We start from the raw sequence: 23,286 nt of genomic DNA on the forward strand, positions 1-23,286 counted from the left end.
ACATGACCCTGACCGTGACCGATCTCCGGGTCCACTACCGCACCCTGCGCGGCGAGGTCCGGGCCCTGGACGGCGTCTCCTTCGACCTCGCCGACGGAGAGATCCTGGGCCTGGCGGGCGAGTCCGGCTGCGGCAAGACGACGCTCGGCAAGTCGCTGATCCGCCTCGACGGCCGGATGCGGCACGCGGGCGGCACCGTCACGCTCGACGGTGACGACGTCCCGGTCGCCGACGACCGGGCGATGAACGCCTTCCGCTTCCACCGCATATCGCTCGTACCGCAGTACTCCATGAGCGCCCTCAATCCGACCCGGCGCATCGGGCGCATGATCCGCGAACTGCTCGCCTCCCGCGGCGTCAGCGTGGACACCGCCGAACTGCACCGCCGCCTCGACCTGGTGGGCCTGGACCACGACGTCCTGAACCGCTATCCGATCGAGCTCTCCGGCGGCATGAAACAGCGCACCGTCATGGTGATCTCCACCCTTCTCGACCCGTCCGTCCTCATCGCCGACGAGGTCACCTCGGCCCTGGACGTCTCCACCCAGCGGGCCGTGGTCGGCGCGCTCACCGGGCTGCGCGACAAGGGCCTGGTGACCAGCATGATCTTCGTGACCCACGACCTCGGCCTCACCTCGCACATCGCCGACTCGATCATGGTGATGTACGCGGGCAAGCTCGCCGAGAAGGCCCCCACGAAGGTCCTGACGACCGCGCCCCGCCACCCGTACACCAAGCTCCTGCTGGGCTCGCTCCCCGAGGTCGGGGCCCGGTACGCCGACAAGCCCCTCAAGGGCATCGCGGGCGCCCCGCCCTCCCTGCTGAACCCCCCGGCCGGCTGCCGGTTCCGCGACCGCTGTCCGCTGGCCGACGAGCGGTGTGCCGAGGAACCACCGGTCGTCGAGATCGCCCCCCGTCACTCCGTCGCATGCTGGAAGGCCTGATGCTGACCCTCGACCACGTCACCAAGACCTACCGCGCCGGAGCCTTCGGCGGCGGTTCCGTCACCGCGGTGGACCGGGTGTCCTTCACCGCCGAACCCGGCGAGGTCGTCTCCCTCATCGGCGAGAGCGGCAGCGGGAAGTCCACCATCGGCCGGATGATCCTCGGCCTGACCGGCGTCAGCTCCGGCAGCCTCACCCTGGACGGCCGCCCGGTCCGCCCGGGCAAGGACTTCTACCGCCGCGTCCAGGGCGTCTTCCAGGACCCCTTCTCCTGCTACAACCCGGTGTTCCGGGCCGACCGCGTCTTCTCGCTGATCCGTCGTGCCTACCACCCCGGCGTCTCCGACAGGGAGTGGGCCGACCGCGTGGAGAAGGCCGTACGGGACGTGCGCCTGGACCCCGGACAGGTGCTCGGCCGCTACCCGCACCAGCTCAGCGGCGGCCAGTTGCAGCGCCTCCTCATCGCCCGCGCCCTCCTCCTCGACCTGAGCTTCCTGGTCGCCGACGAGATCACCAGCATGCTCGACGCCTCCACCCGCATCGACGTGCTCAACCTCCTGGCCGTCCTCAAGGAACGTGGCCTCGGCGTCCTCTACATCACCCACGACCTGGCGCTCGGCACCTACCTCGCCGAGAAGACCGTGGTGCTGCGCCGCGGCCGGGTCGTCGAACGGGGCGACACCCAGAAGGTGTTCGGCAACCCGCTCCACCCCTACACCCGCACCCTGCTGGCCGCCGTGCCCCGGCTCAACACCCCCTGGGACCCGCCCGAGCCGCTGGAGAGCTGCGCCTTCCACGAGGGCGGCGGCGGGAACACCGATCTGTACGAGACCGAGCCGGACCACTTCGTCGCCTGCGCCCAGCTCCCCGACTGCGGAAGGACCTCCGCGTGACCCTTCGCCACCTGCCCCTGCACGACGGCTGGACACTCGTCGCCGAGAGTCCCGGGCCGCTGGGGCTCCCCACAGGGGGCGTCCCCGCCACCGTGCCCGGTTGCGTCCACACCGACCTGCTCGCGGCGGGACTGATCGACGACCCGTACCTGGACGACAACGAGAACCGGCTCGGCTGGATCGGCCGCACCGACTGGACCTACCGGACCACGTTCGACTGGACTCCGGACGGGTACGACCAGGCCGCCCTGTGCTTCGACGGCCTCGACACGGTCGCCACGGTCCTGCTCAACGGCATCGAGGTGGGCCGCAGCGCCAACCAGCACCGCAGTCACCGCTTCCCCGTCCGCGCCGTGCTGGCCGAGGGCGCCAACACCCTCGACGTACGGTTCACCGCCCCGTACACGTACGCCGAGGAACTGCGCGACCGGCTCGGGGACCGCCCCGGCGCGTATGCGGAGCCGTACGCCTTCATCCGCAAGATGGCCTGCAACTTCGGCTGGGACTGGGGGCCGACCCTGGTGACCTCCGGCATCTGGCGGCCGGTGGCCCTGGAGACGTGGAGCGGGCACCGGATCGCCTCGGTGAAACTGCTGCCCGACCTCGACGACGCCGGGGTGCCGCGCCTCACCGTCACGCTCGACGTGGACCGGGCCGGCCGGGAGGCCCTCGACGCGGTCGTGGAGGTCGCGGGAGAGCGAGCCCCGTTCACCGTCCTCGCCGGCGAGGACCGCGCCACGGTGACCCTCGCCGTCCCCGGCGCCGCGCGATGGTGGCCGCACAGCCACGGGGAGCAGCCCCTGTACGACGTCACCGTCCGACTCGGCGAGCGGGTCTGGCAGGGCAGGACCGGCTTCCGCGGCGTCCTGCTGGAGCGCGAGGCGTTCCGCTTCGTCATCAACGGCGAGCCCGTGTTCGTACGCGGCGTCAACTGGATCCCCGAGGACTGCTTCCCGCACCGACTCACCCGGCAGGCCCTCGCCGACCGCCTGGACCAAGCGGTCGCCGCGGGGGTCAACCTGGTCAGGATCTGGGGCGGCGGCCTCTACGAGAGCGACGACTTCTACCAGCTCGCCGACGAGAAGGGCCTGCTGGTCTGGCAGGACTTCCCCTTCGCCTGCGCCGCCTACCCGGAGGAGCAGCCCCTGTGGGACGAGGTGGCGGCCGAGGCCCGGGAGAACGTCACCCGGCTCGCCCCGCACCCCTCCCTGGTCCTGTGGTGCGGCAACAACGAGAACCTGGAGGGCCACGCGGACTGGGGCTGGCAGAAGGAGCTGGGCGACCGCACCTGGGGGCACGGCTACTACCACGAGCTGCTCCCCGCGATCGTCGCCGAGACCGACCCGACCCGCCCCTACTGGCCCGGCTCGCCCTACTCGGGCACCGAGGACATCCACCCGCAGGACCCGGCACACGGCACCATCCACATCTGGGACGTGTGGAACCGGGCCGACTACCGCGCCTACGCGGATCGTGTGCCGCGCTTCGTCGCCGAGTTCGGCTTCCAGGGCCCGCCCGCGTACGCCACGCTCCGCCGCGCGATCAGCGGCCCGCTGACCCCCGACGCCCCGCTCCTGGCCCACCACCAGAAGGCCGAGGACGGGAACGCCAAGCTGCTCCGGGGGCTGGGCGACCACCTGCCGCAGCCGGGCGCGGACTTCGACGACTGGCACTGGCTCACCCAGCTCAACCAGGCCCGCGCCGTGGCCTTCGGCATCCGGCACTTCCGCTCCCACACCCCGTACTGCATGGGCACGATCGTGTGGCAGCTCAACGACTGCTGGCCGGTCGTCTCCTGGTCGGCCGTCGACGGCGACGGCCGTCGCAAGCCCCTCTGGTACGCCCTGCGGGCCGTGTACGCGGACCGCCTGATCGCGGTACGCGACGGAGCCGTGCACCTCGTCAACGACGCCCCCACGCCCTGGGCGGGCACCTTGCGTCTCACCCGGCACGGCCTGGACGGCGCTGTGCTGGCCGCGGAGGAGGTGGTGGTGAGCACGGCCGCGCGTGCGGTCGCCCGGGTCCCGTTGCCTGCGTCCGTCGCCGAGCCGGCCGACCGGACCCGCGAGCTCCTGGTGGCCCGCCTCGGTGACACCCGGGCGGTGGAGTTCTACGAGGAGGACACCCGCCTCGCGCTGCCGCCGGCCCTGTACGACGTCACGGTGACGGAGAGCGGGGGCGAGGCGCCCGGCTACCGCGTCGAGGTGACGGCCCGCACCCTTCTGCGGGACCTCGCGCTCTTCCCCGACCGGCTGGACCCGGCGGCCGAGGTGGACGAGATGCTCGTCACGCTGCTGCCCGGGGAGAGCACGGTGTTCATGATCACAGGAGCGGTCCTGACGGACCCGGAGGCGCTGGGGGCGCGCCCGGTGCTGCGCTGCGTCAACGACGCCGTCGACCGGTAGGGGTGGCGCGTCCCTGGCGATCTATGGCGTGCCCCTGGCGAAACGGCTGTGCGGGTGCGGCGACTTTCCGTCAATTCGGATACGCGGCCGCCGCGCCCGCCACCCGCCCAGGCATGTGACTATGCCTCCCGCGTGTGCTGACGGGCCCTCAAGCGATCAATAAAATAAGACAACATCGAGCCACGGTCCGTCAGGTCGGGGCAAGCCCCCGGATAGGGTCATGTGCCAACGCGGAGCGGCGCGCCAAGCCCGGATGGTGGAATGCAGACACGGCGAGCTTAAACCTCGCTGCCCCTCGGGGGCGTGCCGGTTCGAGTCCGGCTCCGGGCACCATCGTGCGCACGGCGGCGCGCGTGCGGGAGGGGTCCGTGCGGTGCCGAAGGTGGACCCGTTTCGGAGCCGACCGGTTGCCACCCCGGCCGCATCCGGTCACCTTCCGGTGATCATTGTTGACGCACTGTGGACATCCATGGGCAGGTAGGGAGAATGAATCCTCCTGTCCGGTCGTTGCGGGGGGTCACATGAACGTCAACCTGTTCGTTGTCGCGGGAGCACTGTTACTCGGCCTGCTGGCCTACTTCGTACCGACGGTGGTCGCCTTCTCGCGAGGTGTGCCGAACAAGGGCTCCGTACTCGTGGTGAACCTGTTCCTCGGCTGGACCCTGGTGGGCTGGGTCGTGGCGATGGCGATGGCGGTGCGCAGCGCGCAGCAGCAGGGGGCCCGCTACTGAGGTGCCCGTGCCCGGGCGTGCCGTGAGCGCCCGCGCATGCCCGGTGGGGCCGGTGTCCGGCAGCCGGCGCCGGGCCCGGATGCCCCCCGCCCCACCTGATCCGTGGTCCGCCACGCGCTGGGCCCTCCGCCGAGGGATTGGGCCCCGCCGGGCGGTCGCGAGCGTCTGCCTTTGGGACCTGGATTGGGCCCACGGGCCCGTGCTCGAACACACGCACCTCTCGTAGCCTCCGACCCCTAAGGCCATCGGGGAGGACACAACATGCCACGGACGAGGTGTCGGGGGGCCATGTCCTCGCGCGGTGCATGGGACGACCGGGGTGGGACCGCCCTGGAGTACGTCGGCATGGTCCTGGTCGCCGTGGCCATCGTGGGCGCCCTGCTGGTAACGGGACTCGGCGGGCAGATCAGCGAGAGGTTCTCGTGCGCCATCTCCTCGGTCATGGGCGGCGGGGGATGCTCAAGTGGCGGCGGGGGCGAGGCGGGCGGCGATCCCAACGCCGAGTTCGAGCCGCTCACCTGCGCCACCGTGACCAAGGCCGGCACGCAGGGCGGCAAGTTCGGGGTGTCGTTCGAGACGCTCGGCGTCGAGTTCGGCGGTGAGTTCGGCTTCGAGGAGACGACGACCAAGGCGAAGACGGACGTCAACAAGGACGGCAAGATCGACGACAACGACGAGCAGGTGTCGCTCACCTTCACCGACGCCGGCTCGATCAAGGGCACGGAGAAGCCCAAGGGCCGTATCAAGATCGGTGACGTGGGCAAGGACAAGGTGGAGATCGCCGCCGGTCTCACCGTCACCACGGGCGACACCTGGGTCTTCGACAGCCAGGAGGAGGCGGACCAGTTCCGCAAGGACCTCCAGGAGTACAAGAAGCTCAGCCGGCTGAACAAGCTCTCCAACCTCAGCCCGATCGTGGGCGGTTCCACCGAGATAGCCAGCTGGTTCGGCAAGGGGCCGAAGGCCGAGGAGAGCCGCCTCAAGCAGAACATCGAGGACCGGCTCGGCAACAAGCACATCACCACGCAGAAGATCAGCCTCGAAGTCGCCGCCCAGGCCGGCTTCCAGTTCGGCGCGGGCATGAACGCCCCCGACACGACGAACGCCGACGGCACGACCACCCCGGCTCCCAAGCCCGGCGCCACCGTCGAAGCCGGCCTCAAGATCTCCGAGGCGCAGGAAGTCACCCTGACGCAGAACCACATCAACAACACCGACGCGTACACCTACCAGGCGAAGGCCACCGGAGGTGCGTACGCGAAGGGCGAGGCCGGCCCGGCCAAGGCGGGTGCGGAGGCCGCCGGTTCGGCGGCCGGCGCCATCACCGTCACCGTCGACAGCAAGACCGGCAAGGTGAAGAGCATCACGATGACACGGACCCTGGAGGGCAAGGCGGAGGCCGGCGCCGGTCTCAAGGGTGACGTCAACGGCAACGCGAAGGGCGGCGGGACGACCACCCAGGTCATCACCACCACCGTCCCCCTGGACGACAAGAACATGTCCAAGGCCGAGTCCGACGCCATCAAGGCCCAGATGTTCTCCGGCCAGGGCATGAACAGCGCCTTCAACTACCTGTTCACCGGCACCCCGGTGCCGACCTCGGACCCCGGCCCGGGCGACCCGTTCGGCCACTACGCGTTCAACCACGGGCAGGTCAGCAAGCAGGAGTACGACGGTTCCTCCTCGTCCGAGGAGATCGGCCTCGACGTCAACCTGGAGGTGGCCGGCATCAACGGCGCCTACACCAGCTCCGAATCGCAGAAGAGCCTGACGAAGGCCGAGTTCCTGGGGGCTCCCTCCGGTGGTCAGCGTTCGTTCTTCCCGTACAGCTACTGTGCGAAATGAGCCACAGGTACAAGGAGACGTGATCATGACGAAGCTTTCCGTTCGGCGGACCGTGCGGGCCGTCGCCGTCACCACCGCTGTCCTGACCACCGGCCTGATGCTCGGTGCGTGCGGTGGCGAGGAGGGCTCGGACACGGCCGCCCCCGCCGTGCCGAGCGGGTGGAAGAAGCTCGCCGGACCGACCGTGTCCCTCGCCTACCCGGCCGGCCTCGCCGAGCAGGGCAAGGCGGAGCGCGGCAAGCTCAACGACGCCGCGGCCCTGCGGACCGAGGGCGGCCGGCCGACGGTGAAGGTGTCGATCCAGAGCGGCTTCGCCGACGCCTCGACCGGGGACGACGCCGCCTCGGTGGGCAGGGCACTCCTCATGGCGACCACCGAGGTCAAGAGCACGAAGAACGCGGACATCAAGGGTGCGAAGGGTGCCAGGCGCATCGACTTCACCTACACCGGTACGGGGGTCCCGCAGTCGCCCCCGAAGGGCGCGACGGTCGACGGCGTGGTCATCACGGGCGTCGACTCCGACGGAAAGATCTACTCCGTCCGCATCGACGCCCAGGAGGGCAAGCTCAGCGAAACGGACCGGACGAAGATCGTCGACAGCATCCAGGTGAAGTAGCGCCCGAACACCGGGCGACGACGAAGAGGCAGCCCCATGTCCCGATACGACGCACACCGCGGGTACGCTCCCGCCCCCGCGCCCGGCCACGAACGGCCACGGCTGCTGGACTTCATGCTGCCCTGGGCCGCGGGCATCGTGGTGATGCTGGCGACGCAACTGGCCCTCGCCATCCTCGTCTGGGACGTCATCACGGGCGACGACGTCTCCACCATGGACTCACCGGTCCGCACCGTCCTGCTGCTCCACCTGCCGTCCGCGGCCTGCGTCGCCCTGGGCACCTGGGCCGCGGCGGCTGTTCACCAAGGGGTGTCACGGGAGTCGCGGGCACGGCACTTCATCGCGGCGTTCACCCCGGCCGTCGCCCTGCAGCTGGTGATCTTCTTCTCGCAGGGGAGCGACCTCACCGTTCTCACGTTCCTGGTGCAGCTGGTGGTCCTGGTGGTTGGCTGTGCGGTGGGCTTCCTCACCGACAGGTTGCGCAACGGTTAGAAGGTTCTCCATGGACACGTCGCTCGTCATCACGGGTGTGGTCGCGCTGGTGGCGCTCAGATCCCTGGGCCGGACCGTCCAGCAGCTGCGCGGCGCCCGCTCGGGCGTGACGGCGCCGGCGCGGTGCGTCCGGGTGTACGAGCGCGACTCGGCGACGGGCTCGTCGGGCGACCGGCGGTCCTGGCACGTCTTCGCGTTCACCGCGCAGGGCGGGGAGTGGGTCGAGTTCCAGGACGGGAGCAACAAGCGCTTCGCCGAAGGGGCACGGGTCACGGTCCGCTACGACCCCGCCGCCCCGCACCGGACGGCCACCCTGGCGGGCAGCCCGCGCGCCGCGCTGGCCGAAGGGGCCGTCTCCCTGCTGCTGATGGGGCTGGTGCTGCTGATGTTCCTCACGGACTTCCCGGAGAACCTGTTCTCCTGACCGGCCGGCCCTCCGATTGTCAGTGGCCCCTGCTGTGATGACGTACGCAAGCGACGACACACAGCGCGGAGGCGGACAGTGGGCACGTGGGGCGCGGGCAACTTCGACAGCGACACGGCGGCGGATCATCTCGGCGACCTGGTCCACCGGTTGGTGACCGAGGTGACGGACGCGATGGCCGGTGATCCGGTGGAGCTCGAACCGGACGAGTACGGGGGCGTGACGGTCCCCTGCAACCTGGAACTGCTGCTGGTCCTGGACCGGCAGGGCTGGGTGGGCGTGACCCTTCCGCCCGCCGAGGTGATCCGGTCCTGGCAGAAGACGTTCCTCGGAGTGTGGGAGGCGACGATCGACGGTCTGGCGCCGGACCGCGCGCACAAGGACGAACGCAGGGCGGTGCTCAACGAGACGTTCGAGCGCCTGGCCGAGGCGTCGGCGGCGGCCGCGTCGGCGGTGGTGGGGTAGGGGCTGCCGGCCGAGCCGGACACGGATCGTGCGGGTGCCGGTGACTTCGCCGGGCACGGGACCCCCGTAGGACATGGTCTTCAGCCGGGCCGGCCCGGGAAAAATGCCCTTGGGCACGGATCGGGCGCGCGGCAAAGTGGCCTCATGACTGCGACCGGCCGGGAGACCGACCACAAGAAGGACCTGCACGTCTATCTGCAGGACGCCCGTGACGTCTTCCTGTGGAAGCTGGAGGGGTTGCCGGAGTACGACATCCGGCGGCCCCTGACCGCCACCGGGACCAATCTGCTGGGACTCGTCAAGCACGTCACCGGAGCCGAGGCCTTCTATTTCGGTGAGATCTTCGGCCGGCCCGTGGACGCGCCCGCGCTGTGGATCGCCGGTGACGCGGAGCCGAACGCGGATCTGTGGGCGACTGCCGACGAGACCCGCGAGGAGACGATCGCGCACTACCGCCGGGTGTGGGCGCACTCCGACGCGACGATCGACGAGCTGGACCTCGATGCGACCGGGCTGCTCCCCGGGGCGGAGCGCAAGGAACTCAGCCTCCACCGGGTCCTCGTCCACATGGTCGCCGAGACCCAGCGTCACGCCGGGCACGCCGACGTGGTCCGGGAGTTGATCGACGGCGCCACCGGGCAGCGGGAGAGCGGCCACCACATGGCTCCCGGCGACTCCGCATGGTGGCAGGGCCACCGGGCCAGGGTGGAGAAGGTGGCCCGGGAGGCCTCGGGGAGGTGACAGGCGCCCGGTCGCTCCTGGAAGGTGCGTGCCCCGGGTCTCAGGCCGCAACCAGGGCCGCACCTGGGGCGACGGGCCGAGCGCGGGGGGCTCGCGGCGAGCCGGGATCACCCCCGAGGATCACCCCTGAGCAGCACCGGTCCCGCCGGGCGGCGGCCGCGGAAAGATCCTCCCCTGGCACTAGGGAGATTGCTTTGCCTACCCATTACTCTTGTTCCAAGGCCACGCTGGGTGGCCATGGAGGAGTGAGATGAGGAGCAGCAACCCGGTCTTCTCGCGACGGGGCTTCAGCCGCGACAACGGTCACGCGGGCTTCAACGCGTCACCGCAGGCCGGGGCCCCCGCAGCGGGTGCCAACCCGTACGCGCAGGGCACCGCCCCGAACCCGTACGCCACCAACCCCTACGCCCAGCAGGACACCCGGACCGGCGCCCCGCAGGCGCCGGCGCGCTCCGGTGTGATGACGATCGACGACGTCGTCACCCGCACGGCGCTGACGCTGGGCACGGTCGTGCTCGGCGCCGCGCTCGCCTGGGCCCTGCTGCCGGTCGACGAGGCCAACCTGGGCAAGTCGTACGGCATCGCGATCGGCGCCGCGCTGATCGCCTTCGTGCTGTCGCTGGTCCAGTCGTTCAAGCGCAAGCCCGTTCCCGCGCTGATCATCGCGTACGCGGCCTTCGAGGGCGTGTTCCTCGGGGTGATCTCCAGCGCGGTGAGCACGTACATCTCACCGGGCGTCGTGATGCAGGCCGTGCTGGGCACCATGTGTGTCTTCGCCGGTGTGCTGCTCGCGTACAAGATGCGCTGGATCCGTGTCACCCGCCGGTTCTACGGCTTCGTGATGGCCGCCGCCATGGGCTTCATGCTCCTGATGGTGGTCAACCTGCTGTTCGCCGCCTTCGGTGGCGGTGACGGCCTGGGCTTCCGCAGCGGTGGCCTCGGCATCCTGTTCGGCGTCGTCGGCATCATCCTCGGCGCGTGCTTCCTGGCCCTGGACTTCAAGCAGGTCGAGGACGGCATCGCGTACGGCGCTCCGCGCGAGGAGTCCTGGCTGGCGGCCTTCGGCCTCACCATGACCCTGGTGTGGATCTACCTGGAGATGCTGCGCCTCCTCTCCATCCTCAGCGGCGACGACTAGGCACCACGCCCCGTCACCACGCCGATCTGACAGCGGGAACGGCCCGCAGGCTCCGGAAGTACGGAGGCTGCGGGCCGTTTCCGTTGTACGGAGACGGGGACGGGGAACGTTGGGCGGGGGCGGGGCAGACGGGGGCGGAGCCGGTCGGAGATCGCACGACCGGTGCGGTGAGGGACTCCGGAGAGCAGGTGGCGATGGGTCTCTGCGTGGAGAACGCGCGGCACTGGCACCTCCGACGCCTCGTTCGCGTGCCGGCCGTTCCCGGCGCCGTGTCCGGACATCGGCCCGTTGGCAACCATCCGGGAGGGGCGCGTAGGGTCGCGGGGTGCTCGATACGACGCCCCTGATCTCAGCCGTGGACCGATTCGCCGACCGGCTGCGCGCCGCCCCGCAGAGCAGGCTGCAACGGGGAGCGGCAGCCGAGGGGCTGGCTGCGGCCCGGGAGCTCGCGGCCCGGGCCCAGCGCGTCGAGAGGCCGGACCGGGAGCCGAGGATCATGCCGGACGCCGGGATCTTCGCCATCGGGGACCAACTCGCCGTCGCGGGGCGGGATCTGGCCGTGGCACTGGAAATGGCCCCGTCCGTGGAGCTGGACGAGGCCGTGCAGTTCGTCGAAGAGGCGGCCGCGCGGGCGTTCGCCTGAGCGGTGCGCGCGGGCGCATGACCGAGTGGTGCGCTCCGGGGCGATCGCGCACGCAGTCCTGGGGCAGCGGCCGGCGAGAGCCGCTGTGCCGGGGGTGGGGCCGGAGACCGGTCCGCGGGCTAGAAGCTCGCGATGACGCGGTCGGCCAGTATGTAGACGTTGTCCTTGCCGCACGAGAACGTCAGCGCGTACGCGCCGGAGACGCCGGAGCCGCCCAGGAGCACGGGGTGCTCGCCGGCCCGCAGCGACGCGGCCAGCTGCTCGGCCGTCTCGCGGTGACCGGGAGTCATGCAGAGCGTGGTGCCGTCGGCGAAGACGTACACGTCGAGCGTGCCGAGCGGCCCGGGACGCACGTCGGAGAGCTCCGTCCGGCTGTCGGCCAGCTCCTCGAGGCGGTTCACCGTGCGCTCGTGGTCGGTGACGACGGGCGTCTGCACCGGCACGAAGTCCGGGTGCGAGGGGTGGCGGCGGCGAGCCGCGGCCAGCTCGGGGGAGTCCTCGGCGAACTCGGCCGTCTCCGGGAGCTCGGCCATGTCGGCCAGCTCGGTCAGCTCGGCCAGCTCCGTCAGTTCCTCGAACGCCTCGGTGGCGTCGAGGTCCATCGATTCGAGCCCGGCGAAGTCGCTCTGGCGCGGCATGAAGAACGGGGCGTCCTCGCCCAGCCCGGCCAGACCGCCCAGCAGCGACGGGGCGTCGGCTGCGTCACGCGCCTCCTGCGTGGCCCAGAAGGCCCGGGCCTCGGCGAGCTCGCGCTCCCGCTCCTCGGCCAGCGCCTCGGCGACCGCCGCGCGTATCTCGGCGGCAGGGGTGGCTTCGTTTCGGCTCTGAGCGGGTACGGCGGCACTGCGGGCGCGGCCGTCGGCCAGCTCCCTCCGCAGGGCGGCTACCTGCTGACGCAGCCCGTGAGCGGCGTGCAGAGCGGCAGCGCCCACGGCCGTGGCAGCGGCGGTGGTCAGCAACAGGGCAAGAGGCATGGCGCTCACTGACATACTCCCGGTTTCAATCGATCCCCCGACTTCCTACATCAGCTTGTCCTGTACCGGCACCATGTGTCAGTGCATTACGTCACGAATTGGACAGGTCTTTGGGCCTGGGGTTTAACCCTGATGCGGGTGTGACCTGCGGGAATGAGTCTCCCCCAGGAGATAGGTCACATCCTGGGGGAGATTCGGTCACGGTCGGGGCTCGGAACCGGCCACGCGGTCCGGCTGAAGCGCCCGGAAGGCGGTCTGGGCCCGGCCGGCGCAGTTGGCCGGTGATCCGGTGGATCCGGAGAGTCATCAAAAAGTGGGAGTTGCGGAGTCGGGCGGACCACCCCGACCCGCCCCCGCAGCGGCTGAGCAGTGCGGCCCAGCTCAGCCGCTCGCGTCTTCGGTCGCGTTCGCTTCGCTTCCGCTGCGGGCAGGTGCCGCCCTCGTGCCTCGGGCGACCCCTACCCTCCGCTGCAGCTCAGCTCAGCCGCTCGCGTCTTCGGTCGCGTTCGCTTCGCTTCCGCTGCGGGCAGGTGCCGCCCTCGTGCCTCGGGCGACCCCTACCCTCCGCTGCAGCTCAGCTCAGCCGCTCGCGTCTTCGGTCGCGTTCGCTTCGCTTCCGCTGCGGGCAGGTGCCGCCCTCGTGCCTCGGGCGACCCCTACCCTCCGCTGCAGCTCAGCTCAGCCGCTCGATGACCATCGCCATGCCCTGGCCGCCGCCCACGCACATGGTCTCCAGACCGAACTGCTTGTCGTGGAACTGCAGGCTGTTGATCAGCGTGCCGGTGATCCGCGCGCCGGTCATGCCGAAGGGGTGGCCGACGGCGATCGCGCCGCCGTTGACGTTGACCTTGTCCAGCGGCAGGCCCAGGTCGCGGTAGGAAGGGATCACCTGGGCGGCGAACGCCTCGTTGATCTCGGCCAGGTCGATGTCGTCGATCGTCAGACCGGCCCGCTTCAGCGCCTGCTTGCTCGCCTCGACCGGTCCGTATCCCATGATCTCGGGGGAGAGGCCGGAGACGCCGGTGGAGACGATCCGCGCCAGCGGGGTCAGGCCCAGCTCGCGCGCCTTCGTGTCGGACATGATCACGAGGGCGGCGGCACCGTCGTTGAGCGGGCAGCAGTTGGCCGCGGTGACCAGACCGTCGGGGCGGAAGACCGGCTTCAGGCCCTGCACGCCCTCCAGCGTGACGCCCGCACGCGGGCCGTCGTCCTTGGAGACCACCGTGCCGTCCGGGGTCGTCACCGGGGTGATCTCGCGCTCCCAGAAGCCGTTCTTCAGGGCTTCCTCGGCGAGGTTCTGCGACCGGACACCGAACTCGTCCATGTCCTGGCGGGTAACGCCCTTGGTCCGGGCCAGGTTCTCCGCCGTCTGCCCCATCGCGATGTACGCGTCCGGGACCAGGCCGTCCTCGCGCGGGTCGTGCCAGCTCGCGCCGGACTCCGCGGCGCGGGCCGCGGTGCGGGCCTCGGCGTCGGCGAAGAGCGGGTTGTGGGTGTCCGGCCAGCTGTCGGAGTTGCCCTTCGCGAAGCGGGACACCATCTCCACACCGGCGGAGATGAAGACGTCGCCCTCGCCGGCCTTGATGGCGTGCAGCGCCATGCGGCTGGTCTGCAGGGAGGACGAGCAGTAGCGCGTGACCGTACAGCCGGGAAGGTGGTCCATCCCCATCTGTACGGCGATGATGCGGCCCAGGTTGTTGCCCTGCTCGCCGCCGGGGAGGCCGCAGCCGAGCATCAGGTCGTCGATGTCCTTCGGATCCAGCTCGGGGACCTTGGCAAGGGCGGTCTGGATGATCGTGGCGGTCAGGTCGTCCGCGCGCAGGTCCTTCAGCGAACCCTTGAAGGCCCGGCCGATGGGCGAACGGGCAGCAGAGACGATCACGGCTTCGGGCATCACGCGGCTCCATGAGGGCTGGAAGGCTGTCTGGCAGAACTGCTCTGGAAGTTACCCGGACGTACCTCCGAGGTCACCCGACGGGGCGTGTGATGCGGGCCTCTTTTCTAAGCAACCGCTCAGTCCGCGAACGGCGGCGTCGCGTTTCCGCCGCCGCCGTTCGCGTCCTCACCGTCGCGGAACCCGCACAGCACACCCTCAGACGGGCCTCGCCGAGGTGCCCGTATCGGTGCCCGGCCGCCGCTCCACGCGCGTCGAGCCGCCCGTCTCGCCGTGCATCTCCGGGTGCGGGTGCGGCTCCGTGGCCGCGGGCAGGCGCCGCCGCCTGCGGTGCTTGAGGAGCGCCCAGGGCGCCCGGGCCCCGGTGACCTCCGTACCGGCCTCCCTGGCCGCCTGGGAGGCCGCCTTGGCCACCGGCAGCATGTCCTCGCGCCGGGCCCCGTCCAGACGATCGCTCTCCGGCCACAGGCCGAGCACCGCGCAGAGCGTCGGCAGGAGCGCCATCGCCGCCGTCGCGTAGCCCTCCGCCGACGGGTGGTAGTTGTCCGGACCGAACAGCTCGCGGGGATTCGCCTCGAACTCGGGGCCCAGCAGGTCACCCAGCGACACCGTGCGTCCGCCCTGCTCCACCGAACCGATCGTCTGCGCGGCCGCCAGCTGCCGGCTCACCCGGCGGGCCAGCCAGCGCAGCGGCTGGTAGACCGGCTCGATCGTGCCCAGGTCCGGGCAGGTCCCCACGACGACCTCGGCCCCGGCCGTACGCAGCCTGCGCACCGCCGTCGTCAGACATCGCACGGACTGGGTGGCGGGCATCCGGTGCGTCACGTCATTGGCGCCGATCATGATCACGCAGACGTCCGGCACCCGGGACGGGTCCGCGAGCAGCAGCGAGACCTGTCGCTCCAGGTCGTCCGACCGGGCACCCGGCTGCGCGACGTTGCGCAGGTCCACCGGCCGCTCCGACACGGCCGCGAGCCCCGAGGCGAGCAGCGCCCCCGGGGTCTGCCCGGCCCGGCGCACCCCCTGGCCGGCCGCTGTGGAGTCCCCGAGCAGCCCGAACCGCAGCGGGTCCGCAGGGCCGGTGAACGCCACCCCGTACCGCCCGTCCGCACTCGGCGGGACCGGCGCGGTACCGCCCCCCACCTGCCGCTTCGCCAGCTGGACCTCCGTCAGCAGGACGCCTACCGCCGCCGCGCCCAGCAGCCCGATGCTGCCACCGCCATAGGCCGCGCCCGCCGCGATCCGCCGTGCCACCCTTGCCCTCGACACAGTCCGGTCCACCTCCTCGTCGCCTTACGGCCTCACCCTCGCCGTCGTACCGCCGTACACACAGCTAACTGCCCCCAAGTGACCGTCGTTCAATCGCTTCGCCCAATCTCGTGCCCGTACGCATACTCTTGCGGCACCATCTCGGAGACCCCGGAGTACACGGTGCAATTCCACGATTCGATGATCAGTCTCGTAGGCAATACCCCGCTGGTGAGGCTGCGCAGTGTGACGGCCGGCATCCAGGCGACGGTCCTGGCCAAGGTCGAGTACTTCAACCCCGGCGGATCGGTCAAGGACCGCATCGCCCTGCGCATGATCGAGGCCGCCGAACAGAGCGGCGAGCTCCAGCCCGGAGGCACGATCGTCGAACCGACGAGCGGCAACACGGGCGTGGGCCTCGCGATCGTCGCGCAGCAGAAGGGCTACAAGTGCATCTTCGTCTGCCCGGACAAGGTGTCCACGGACAAGATCAATGTGCTGCGCGCCTACGGTGCCGAGGTCGTCGTCTGCCCGACGGCGGTCGACCCCGAGCACCCGGACTCGTACTACAACGTCTCGGACCGGCTGGTCCGTGAGACGCCGGGGGCCTGGAAGCCCGATCAGTACTCGAACCCGAACAACCCGCGCTCCCACTACGAGACCACCGGTCCCGAGCTGTGGGAGCAGACGGACGGGAAGATCACCCACTTCGTGGCGGGGGTCGGTACCGGCGGCACGATCAGCGGCACCGGCCGCTACCTGAAGGAAGCGAGCGGCGGCGCCGTCCAGGTCGTCGGCGCGGACCCGGAGGGCTCGGTCTACTCCGGCGGTTCCGGGCGGCCGTATCTGGTCGAGGGCGTCGGCGAGGACTTCTGGCCGTCGGCGTACGACCGCACGGTCACCGACGAGATCGTCGCCGTGTCCGACAAGGACTCCTTCCAGATGACCCGCCGCCTCGCCAAGGAGGAGGGGCTGCTGGTCGGCGGCTCCTGCGGCATGGCGGTCGTCGGTGCCCTGGAGGTCGCGAAGCGGCTCGGGCCCGACGACGTGGTCGTCGTCCTGCTGCCCGACAGCGGCCGCGGCTACCTGAGCAAGATCTTCAACGACGAGTGGATGGCCGACTACGGCTTCCTGGAGGGCACCGGCCCGTCCGCCCGCGTCGCCGACGTCCTCGACTACAAGGCGGGCCCGATCCCGACGCTCGTCCACATGCACCCGGAGGAGACCGTCGGCGAGGCGATCGACGTGCTGCGCGAGTACGGCGTCTCGCAGATGCCCATCGTGAAGCCCGGCGCCGGCCACCCGGACGTGATGGCCGCCGAGGTCATCGGCTCGGTCGTCGAACGGGAACTGCTGAACGCGCTCTTCGCCCAGCAGGCCTCGCTCACCGACCCGCTGGAGAAGCACATGTCGCCGCCCCTGCCGCAGGTCGGCTCCGGCGAGCCGGTCGAGGACCTGATGGCGGTGCTCGGCGGTACGGGCGCGGCGGACGCGGCGATCGTGCTGGTGGAGGGCAAGCCGAAGGGCGTCGTCAGCCGGCAGGACCTGCTGGCGTTCCTCGCCAAGGACGCGACGGCCGCTCCCGCCAAGCCGTAGGCCGGGCGCGGTGGGCGCGTTCCGGCAGGCAGGAACGCGCCCTTCGCGAAAACGGTACGAGCGCGACACGTGGCCGCAGCACCGGCTTAACACGGCTCGGGCAGATTGGTGGGTGTCGGCAGGGAAACCCGCCGGCACCGATACGGCGACACGGACTACGGAGCGGCTCCCGGACCTCCACCGTCGCCCGGATGCGAGATCGGCCCTGACCCGGATCGCGTCCTTCGCGGGGACCGCCGTCGTCCCGCCCCCTGGGAAACCGGGGGTGCGGCGGTCCCCGCGACACATCTATGCGCGGAGACCGCGCACCCCCTCCCCGTCCTCGTCCTGCGCCCGCGGAGCGGCCGCCCAGCTCGCCAGCAGGGCGATGCGCTCCGCCGTCTCCGAACCGGGCTCCGGGGTGTAGACCACCAGGGACTGATCGGGGTCGCCGGGCACGCCGAGCGTCTCGTACGGCAGCGTCAGGCCGCCCACGAGCGGGTGGTCGATCCGCTTCACGCCGAACGTCTTCGCCTTCACCTGGTGGTCCGCCCACAGCCGGCGGAAGTCCTCGCTCTTCATGGACAGTTCACCGACCAGGGTGGCGAGCTGCTTGTCGTCGGGGTGGAGGCCCGCGTCCAGTCGCAGATACGCGACCGTCTCCGCCGCCACGGCCGGCCAGTCCGGGTACAGCTCCCGCGCCGCCGGCTCCAGGAACGTCTGGCGCGGCATGTTGCGCTCAGTGGCGGCCATCCGGGAGAAGCCGACGACCGCGTCGCCCAGCGCGTTCCACGCCAGTACGTCCATCCGGCGCCCCAGCAGGAAGGCGGGCGCACGGTCGAACGTGTCCAGGAGCAGCCGCAGCCCCGGCCGTACCCGCTGCGCGGCGGGCGGAGTGGTCTTGCGCGGCGCCGGGCGGGCCACCGTGCGCAGATAGGCGTGCTCCGTCCCGTCCAGCCGGAGCACCCGGGCTATCGCGTCGAGCACGGCGTCCGAGACGCTGGGGCCGCGCCCCTGTTCCAGCCGGATGTAGTAGTCGACGCTGACCCCGGCGAGCTGAGCGACCTCCTCGCGCCGGAGCCCGGGGACGCGCCTGCGGCCGTAGGAGTTCAGCCCCACGTCCTCGGGCTGGATGCGGGCACGTCGTGAGCGGAGGAAGTCTCCGAGGTCGCCGTCCATGCTGCCGATCGTAGAAGACCGGCTGTCGCCCAGCCTGGTACTGCCGGACCCAGGAAAGACGCATCCCTGGGTAGCGGGCGCGCCCTGTCACAGAGTGGGGCCACAGCCCGGGGAAACGCCCGGCGGCACCACATCAGGGAGTACGGACATGTCGTACGCAACGCTCGCAGGCCGCACCGCCGTCATCACCGGAGCCGCCAGCGGCATGGGGAACGCGACCGCCCGGCTGCTCGCCGCCCAGGGAGTCCGGGTGGCGCTGCTGGCCCGCCGCGCGGAGCGGCTGGAGGAGCTCGCCGGGAAGATCACCGCCGACGGCGGCCGGGCGCTCGCCGTGGCCGCCGACGTCACCGAGCAGGCGTCCGTGGACGCCGCCGCGGAGCGGGTGCACGCGGAGTTCGGCCCGGTGGACCTGGTGGTCAACGCGGCCGGTGTGATGCTGCCGAACCCGGTCGATGCGGGCCGCGCCGACGAGTGGCAGCGGATGCTCGACACCAATGTGACGGGCGCTCTGCGCATCATCCGGGCCTTCACGGCCGACCTGGTGGCGGCCGCCGCCGGGGGCCGCACCGCCGACCTGGTCAACATCTCGTCGATCGGCGCGCACATCACGTTCCCCAACTACGCCGTGTACGGCGCCACGAAGGCCGCCCTCACCTATCTCTCGGCCTCGCTGCGCACCGAACTCGGCCCGCGCGACGTCCGCGTCACGAACATCGAGCCCGGCCTCACCGATTCCGAACTGGCCGGCCACGTCGACAACGCGGAGCTCAGCGGTCAACTGGACGGCATGTTCGACGCTCTCGGCGGGCTCTCCAGTGACGAGATCGCCGACCTGATCGCGTACACGACCAGCCGCGCACGTCACATCAACCTGCGCCAGGTGGTCGTGCTGCCGACCCGTCAGGCCTGAGGCGCCGCCGGCCCGAGCCGGCCGTTGGCTCAGTCCTCCCAGTCGGACGTCTTCCGCGGCTCGTTCTCCCGGCGCCCGAACAGCCGCCTGCCGTGTGCGGCCTGGACGACGTTGACGCCGACGATGCCGAGCCAGGCCACGACGAGCCCCTCGATCCCCGCGTTCGCGACACCGATGGCGGACAGCGGGATCGCCAGGACCAGCGAGATGATCCCGAACCCGAAGCGCTCCCCGAAGTGCCCCAGCGGCGGCTCCGGAGCGCGCGCCCCCCGCGCGACGTTGATCTGCTGCTGCGCGAGATGGCGCCGGACCCGGCGGTCGAGCGTGCCGTCGAGCCGCTGTTCGACCTTGTCCAGAAACGACTCGACGAGCGCGGACTCGTACTCGGCCCCCAGCTCGCTGCGGGCCTGCAGGGTGGCCTTGAGCTCCTTCTCGAGCTCGGTGTCGGGTGCGTCCATGGTTCCACGGTACGAAGCCGGGGTGGCCGGGTCAGTGGGGCTAACCCCCCTGTTTCTCGGGGGTGAGCGCGGAGGAGGGCGCGACACGCCGCCTGGGCAAAGTCGTCCGTAACATCCGGCCCCGCCGGAGCGTGTACCTGGACAGAAGCAGTTCTCGGGGCACGTGAGGAACGGATGGGGGGCCATGACAGCAGGATCGGACGAGTTCGACGCGTTCTACGCGGCGACCGCCAGGCGTCTGGTGGCCACGGTCTACGCGATGACGGGCGACCTGGGGGAGGCGGAGGACGCCGTGCAGGAGGCATACGTACGGGCGTGGCAGCGGTGGGACAAGGTCGCCGACGGCGGTGACCCGCTGCCCTGGGTGCGGACCGTGGCCGTACGGCTGGCGATCAGTACCTGGCGCAGGACCCGCACCAGGCTGCGGGCGCACTTCCGGCACGGTGTGCCCGCCGATGTGCCGGGCCTTTCGGAGGACCGGGTGGCACTGGTCGGCGCGCTGGCGGAGCTGACCAGTGACCAGCGTCAGGTGGTGGTCCTGCACCATCTGCTGGACCTGCCGGTGGAGGAGGTGGCGCGGGAGACGGGAGTGTCGTGCGGTGCGGTACGGACCCGGCTCCACCGGGCCCGCAGGATTCTCGGCGAGCGGCTCGCCGACACCACGCTCGGATGCGAGCGGGAGGGGAGCGTCAGTCATGGCTGAGGTCGAGGAACTGCTGGACGCCGTCGCGGTGCGGTTGCCGGCGGCCGAGGAGATCCGCGCGAAGGGGCAGCGGCGGCGGAACCGCCGCCGGGCGGCCGGTGCGGGCGGCATGGCGGTGCTGGTGGCGGCCGGGGTCTGGGCGGTACTGCCGTCCGATGCGCGGGAGCCGGACCGGGGGGCTGTCGCCACCGCGACGGTCAACCCCTTCCGGAGCGACGGGGTGATCCAGATGCGGCCGGCGGACGAACTGCCCGGATACGAGCGGTGGCACTGGAAGGCGAACGGGGGACTCGCCTCGGACACCGGAGCGCCGGGCGGCCCGCTGCCCCGGATCGGGCTCGACGAAGCCTGCCCCGCCTCGCTCGTCATGGCGGACGAGCCCGATCAGACGCGGTACAGCCTGCAGTACCGGGGCAAGGGCGGGGCCCTGGCCCAGCACCGTGTCGTCGAGTACGACGACACGGCGACGGCCCGCGAGCAGCTGACGGATCTGCGCTCCGCGCTGAAGGCGTGCGGACTGAGGGCCGGGCAGCCGACCGCGGAGGAGGCGGACGAGGGGAGCAGTGTCTGGTCCGGCACGGCGAAGAACGGCCGCACCATGCGGGTCACCGTTCAGGACTGGAACTCCTGGGTGTCGGTCATCGAGGTCCTGGACGGTGAGGACGCCGGGTGAGCGGGTGACACCGGCCGCCCGCGGGGCCGTGAACTGCTCGACGTCCGCACCTCGACGGCGAGCGCCATCGACGAGGGCTCACGGCCGGGCTCGACGAGGCGTTCCGGGACGGGCTGCGCAAGACCCTCGCGGTGCCGGCCGCGCGGGCCTGCCTGCCCTGCTGAGGGCTGTCCGGGCCGGATGGTGCGGAGCTCGAACCGGCCTGGTCCCGACGGAAGACCCGGGAGCGCAAGGAGCCTGTGCATATGGACATGCAGACGGCTTGCTGGCTGAATGGATTCGCCGGCGCCGGATGCCGGTGCGACGGACCTACCGAGGGGACACGATGAGCGGGAGCAGCCCGGCCGCGCGTGTGCAGCAGCTGTTCGAGGGGCGCAGACTCACGCCCACGCAGCGGCGCATCGCACATTCGATGGTGCGCAGGGCCGGCGACGCCCCGTTCCTCTCCAGCGTCGAACTGGCCGAACTGGCCGGGGTCAGTCAGCCCTCCGTCACCCGGTTCGCCGTCGCACTCGGCTTCGACGGCTATCCCGCGCTGCGCAAGTACCTGCGCGAGGTCGCCGCGGCCGGGCCCGGTGAGGAAGGAGGTGAGGACGGCGGGGAGGACCGGTACAACGAGTACCAGCAGGCGGTGCTCGGCGAGATCGAGAATCTGCGCCACCTGGCCGAACTGCTTGCCGACCCGGGACCGGTCGAGCGGGCCGGCCGGCTGCTCGCCGCCTCCCGGCCCCTGCTCGTGCTCGGGTTGCGCGCCGCCTCCTCGCAGGCCCGGGGCTTCGGGTACTTCGCCGCCAAGGTGCATCCCGACGTCCGGGTGCTCGACGAGAGCGGCAGCATGTTGCACGACCGGATCGACGCGGCCCGGCGGGCCGGTGCGAGCGCGCTGATCTGCTTCGCGCTGCCGCGCCACCCCCGCGAGGTAGTGGACGCCCTGGCCTATGCGCGGGACCAAGGGCTGGCCGTGGTGTCGGTCGCGGACTCCGCCTTCGCGCCGGTGGCCGCGCACAGCGATCTGCTGATCCCCGCCGCCGTCGGAACGGGGCTCGCCTTCGACACCGCCTGCGCGCCGATGCTGTTGGGGCGGGTGCTGCTGGAGGCCATGTGCGACGACCTGCCCGAAGCGCAGGCGAGGCTGGAGGAGTTCGACGCACGGGCGGCGGCGCGGGGCCTCTTCGTCGAGTGAGCCGCCGCTCTCCTTGGTGCGGGGTTCCGTTCCCGAGCGCCGGACGGGCTTGAGTGGTGTGGGTCGCTCCTCGGGGGTGCGCCTGCACCGATGATGGGGTCCGGGATCGCTGCGCGGGGGACCCGCACAGGGGCCCGTCCGGCGACTGAGGGCGGGAGCCCCGCGCCCGGTCGGGCGCGGGGCTCCGCAGGCCAGGGGGTTTCAGATCTCCAGGTCGGCCTCGATCTTCTTCAGCTGGTGGCGGGCCATGGCCAGGTTGGCTCGGCCGGCGTCGAGGACCAGGTAGAGGAACAGGCCGTTGTTCCCGCGGGTCTTGAGCAGCCGGATCAGGTGGTACTGGCTGCCCAGGGTGATCAGGATGTCCTCGATCTCGTCCTGGATGCCGAGGTGTTCCATGGTGCGGAGCTTCGCGCGTACGACGTCGGTGTTGCCCGCGGCGGCGACCTCCAGATTGAAGTCCTTGCCGCCGCCGAGGGTGCCCAGCGCCATGCCGCTCGTGTAGTCGACGAGGGCGACACCGGTGGTGCCCTCGATGGACGACATCGCTTCCTTCAGTGACGCTTCGGTGTTCGCCATGAGTGCTCGTTTCCTTTCCCTGACCGGTCGGGGCGACCGGTTCCGTTTTTGGGCATGCCGGACTTGTGCGGGGGGTCGTGCGGGGTCACGTCGAGCGGTGCGGCAGGGGGCCGGGCTGCTGCGGGTTGCGGGGCACCGGGGCACGGTGGCCCGGTGCGGGCTGCGGGGCGCGCTCCAGAGCGGCGTCGACGAGCTCGCCGATCCGGGAGCCCGACCTGCGGCCCTCCAGATGGAGCCGGCCGACGTTGATCCGGTCCTCGGCGAGCAGGGTCAGCACGGCTGAGGAGCCGGCCGCGTACGTCGCGATGTAGCCCGTCTCGCCGCGTACGAGGAGTTCGCGGAAGCCGCCCCGGGCCGTCGCGTCCGTCATCCGGATCGAGACGCCGAGCGCGGCGGCGGTCAGCGCTGCCACGCCCTCCGCCTCCACCCCCGGGGTGTCATGGGCCAGGACCAGGCCGTCGGTGCTGGCCGCGAGGGCGCCGGAGAGGAGCGGAACGCGGGCGCGTAACCGCTGGAGCTCGGCCAGGACATCCTGCACTTCGGCCTCGGGCACCATCAGCTGTCTCCTCCCGGCAC

General features: G+C 71.2%; 24 protein-coding genes and 1 tRNA gene. 18 read left to right on the forward strand and 7 right to left on the reverse strand.

What is annotated here, in order from left to right:
- Positions 1 to 2: 2 nt before the first annotated feature.
- From OG538_RS22295 to OG538_RS22355, 13 genes are all read left to right on the forward strand, one after another.
- Positions 3 to 944, forward strand: a complete 942-nt coding sequence (locus OG538_RS22295; protein ID WP_406096240.1) for an ABC transporter ATP-binding protein — start codon at positions 3 to 5, stop codon at positions 942 to 944.
- The gene (locus OG538_RS22300; protein WP_406096242.1) at positions 929 to 1,837 is read left to right on the forward strand and encodes an ATP-binding cassette domain-containing protein; all 909 of its coding nucleotides are present in this window, start codon (positions 929 to 931) and stop codon (positions 1,835 to 1,837) included. The genes OG538_RS22295 and OG538_RS22300 overlap by 16 nt, the downstream gene beginning before the upstream one ends.
- Positions 1,834 to 4,242 (forward strand): glycosyl hydrolase 2 galactose-binding domain-containing protein, encoded by a 2,409-nt coding sequence (locus tag OG538_RS22305; protein ID WP_406096244.1) that lies wholly within the window; start codon positions 1,834 to 1,836, stop codon positions 4,240 to 4,242. Before OG538_RS22300 ends, OG538_RS22305 begins: the two co-directional genes overlap by 4 nt.
- A 247-nt stretch (positions 4,243 to 4,489) precedes the next feature.
- Positions 4,490 to 4,575, forward strand: a tRNA-Leu gene (locus OG538_RS22310).
- Positions 4,576 to 4,763: 188 nt separating this feature from the next.
- Positions 4,764 to 4,973, forward strand: coding sequence for a superinfection immunity protein (locus tag OG538_RS22315; RefSeq protein WP_406096246.1), 210 nt, complete (start codon positions 4,764 to 4,766; stop codon positions 4,971 to 4,973).
- 288 nt (positions 4,974 to 5,261) lie between these two features.
- On the forward strand, positions 5,262 to 6,818 hold the full coding sequence (locus tag OG538_RS22320; RefSeq protein WP_406096248.1) for a Flp family type IVb pilin: 1,557 nt from the start codon (positions 5,262 to 5,264) through the stop codon (positions 6,816 to 6,818).
- Positions 6,819 to 6,843: 25 nt separating this feature from the next.
- Positions 6,844 to 7,434: a hypothetical protein gene (locus OG538_RS22325; RefSeq protein WP_406096250.1), complete on the forward strand. Its 591-nt coding sequence runs from the start codon at positions 6,844 to 6,846 to the stop codon at positions 7,432 to 7,434.
- Positions 7,435 to 7,470: 36 nt separating this feature from the next.
- Positions 7,471 to 7,926 (forward strand): hypothetical protein, encoded by a 456-nt coding sequence (locus OG538_RS22330; protein WP_406096252.1) that lies wholly within the window; start codon positions 7,471 to 7,473, stop codon positions 7,924 to 7,926.
- Between the two features lie 10 nt (positions 7,927 to 7,936).
- Positions 7,937 to 8,350 carry a DUF3592 domain-containing protein gene (locus tag OG538_RS22335; protein WP_406096254.1) on the forward strand — a complete coding sequence of 138 codons (414 nt, stop codon included), beginning with the start codon at positions 7,937 to 7,939 and terminating at the stop codon, positions 8,348 to 8,350.
- 78 nt (positions 8,351 to 8,428) lie between these two features.
- Positions 8,429 to 8,815: a DUF4259 domain-containing protein gene (locus tag OG538_RS22340; RefSeq protein ID WP_406096256.1), complete on the forward strand. Its 387-nt coding sequence runs from the start codon at positions 8,429 to 8,431 to the stop codon at positions 8,813 to 8,815.
- Between the two features lie 144 nt (positions 8,816 to 8,959).
- Positions 8,960 to 9,556 carry a DinB family protein gene (locus OG538_RS22345; protein WP_406096258.1) on the forward strand — a complete coding sequence of 199 codons (597 nt, stop codon included), beginning with the start codon at positions 8,960 to 8,962 and terminating at the stop codon, positions 9,554 to 9,556.
- A 250-nt stretch (positions 9,557 to 9,806) separates the two neighbouring features.
- A complete protein-coding gene (locus OG538_RS22350) occupies positions 9,807 to 10,694 on the forward strand; it encodes a Bax inhibitor-1/YccA family protein (RefSeq protein WP_406096260.1) in 888 nt (295 codons plus the stop codon).
- Between the two features lie 325 nt (positions 10,695 to 11,019).
- A complete protein-coding gene (locus tag OG538_RS22355) occupies positions 11,020 to 11,337 on the forward strand; it encodes a hypothetical protein (RefSeq protein WP_406096262.1) in 318 nt (105 codons plus the stop codon).
- A gap of 119 nt (positions 11,338 to 11,456) precedes the next feature.
- Here the strand turns inward: OG538_RS22355 and OG538_RS22360 are convergent, their stop codons facing one another.
- The 3 genes from OG538_RS22360 to OG538_RS22370 all read right to left on the reverse strand — a co-directional run bounded on the left by OG538_RS22360 (position 11,457) and on the right by OG538_RS22370 (position 15,459).
- Positions 11,457 to 12,326 (reverse strand): hypothetical protein, encoded by an 870-nt coding sequence (locus OG538_RS22360; RefSeq protein WP_406096264.1) that lies wholly within the window; start codon positions 12,324 to 12,326, stop codon positions 11,457 to 11,459.
- Between the two features lie 658 nt (positions 12,327 to 12,984).
- On the reverse strand, positions 12,985 to 14,205 hold the full coding sequence (locus OG538_RS22365) for an acetyl-CoA C-acetyltransferase (protein ID WP_406096266.1): 1,221 nt from the start codon (positions 14,203 to 14,205) through the stop codon (positions 12,985 to 12,987).
- A gap of 198 nt (positions 14,206 to 14,403) precedes the next feature.
- Positions 14,404 to 15,459, reverse strand: coding sequence for an SGNH/GDSL hydrolase family protein (locus OG538_RS22370; protein WP_406100255.1), 1,056 nt, complete (start codon positions 15,457 to 15,459; stop codon positions 14,404 to 14,406).
- 177 nt (positions 15,460 to 15,636) lie between these two features.
- Between OG538_RS22370 and OG538_RS22375 the strand changes: the two genes are divergently transcribed.
- Positions 15,637 to 17,049 (forward strand): cystathionine beta-synthase, encoded by a 1,413-nt coding sequence (locus OG538_RS22375; protein WP_406096268.1) that lies wholly within the window; start codon positions 15,637 to 15,639, stop codon positions 17,047 to 17,049.
- Positions 17,050 to 17,337: 288 nt separating this feature from the next.
- On the opposite strand, the gene OG538_RS22380 is transcribed toward OG538_RS22375, so the two are convergent.
- Entirely contained in the window at positions 17,338 to 18,207 is an 870-nt protein-coding gene (locus OG538_RS22380) for a helix-turn-helix transcriptional regulator (RefSeq protein ID WP_406096270.1), read from the reverse strand.
- Between the two features lie 148 nt (positions 18,208 to 18,355).
- Here OG538_RS22380 and OG538_RS22385 point away from each other — a divergent pair, with 148 nt between their 5' ends.
- Entirely contained in the window at positions 18,356 to 19,117 is a 762-nt protein-coding gene (locus tag OG538_RS22385) for an SDR family oxidoreductase (RefSeq protein WP_406096272.1), read from the forward strand.
- Positions 19,118 to 19,146: 29 nt separating this feature from the next.
- On the opposite strand, the gene OG538_RS22390 is transcribed toward OG538_RS22385, so the two are convergent.
- Entirely contained in the window at positions 19,147 to 19,575 is a 429-nt protein-coding gene (locus tag OG538_RS22390) for a hypothetical protein (RefSeq protein ID WP_406096274.1), read from the reverse strand.
- Positions 19,576 to 19,759: 184 nt separating this feature from the next.
- On the opposite strand from OG538_RS22390, the gene OG538_RS22395 reads away from it, so the two are divergent.
- The 3 genes from OG538_RS22395 (at position 19,760) to OG538_RS22405 (ending at position 22,134) form a co-directional block, all read left to right on the forward strand.
- Positions 19,760 to 20,278, forward strand: coding sequence for a SigE family RNA polymerase sigma factor (locus OG538_RS22395; RefSeq protein ID WP_406096276.1), 519 nt, complete (start codon positions 19,760 to 19,762; stop codon positions 20,276 to 20,278).
- Complete coding sequence (locus OG538_RS22400; RefSeq protein ID WP_406096278.1) at positions 20,271 to 20,951, forward strand: hypothetical protein; 681 nt, start codon at positions 20,271 to 20,273, stop codon at positions 20,949 to 20,951. Before OG538_RS22395 ends, OG538_RS22400 begins: the two co-directional genes overlap by 8 nt.
- 325 nt (positions 20,952 to 21,276) lie before the next feature.
- A complete protein-coding gene (locus tag OG538_RS22405; RefSeq protein ID WP_406096280.1) occupies positions 21,277 to 22,134 on the forward strand; it encodes a MurR/RpiR family transcriptional regulator in 858 nt (285 codons plus the stop codon).
- A 201-nt stretch (positions 22,135 to 22,335) separates the two neighbouring features.
- Here the strand turns inward: OG538_RS22405 and OG538_RS22410 are convergent, their stop codons facing one another.
- A complete protein-coding gene (locus OG538_RS22410) occupies positions 22,336 to 22,710 on the reverse strand; it encodes a hypothetical protein (RefSeq protein WP_406096282.1) in 375 nt (124 codons plus the stop codon).
- A gap of 85 nt (positions 22,711 to 22,795) precedes the next feature.
- Positions 22,796 to 23,266 carry a roadblock/LC7 domain-containing protein gene (locus tag OG538_RS22415; RefSeq protein ID WP_406096284.1) on the reverse strand — a complete coding sequence of 157 codons (471 nt, stop codon included), beginning with the start codon at positions 23,264 to 23,266 and terminating at the stop codon, positions 22,796 to 22,798.
- Between the last annotated feature and the right edge of the window lie 20 nt (positions 23,267 to 23,286).

Source organism: Streptomyces sp. NBC_01013 (genome assembly GCF_045162765.1).
Taxonomy (GTDB): Bacteria; Actinomycetota; Actinomycetes; order Streptomycetales; family Streptomycetaceae; genus Streptomyces.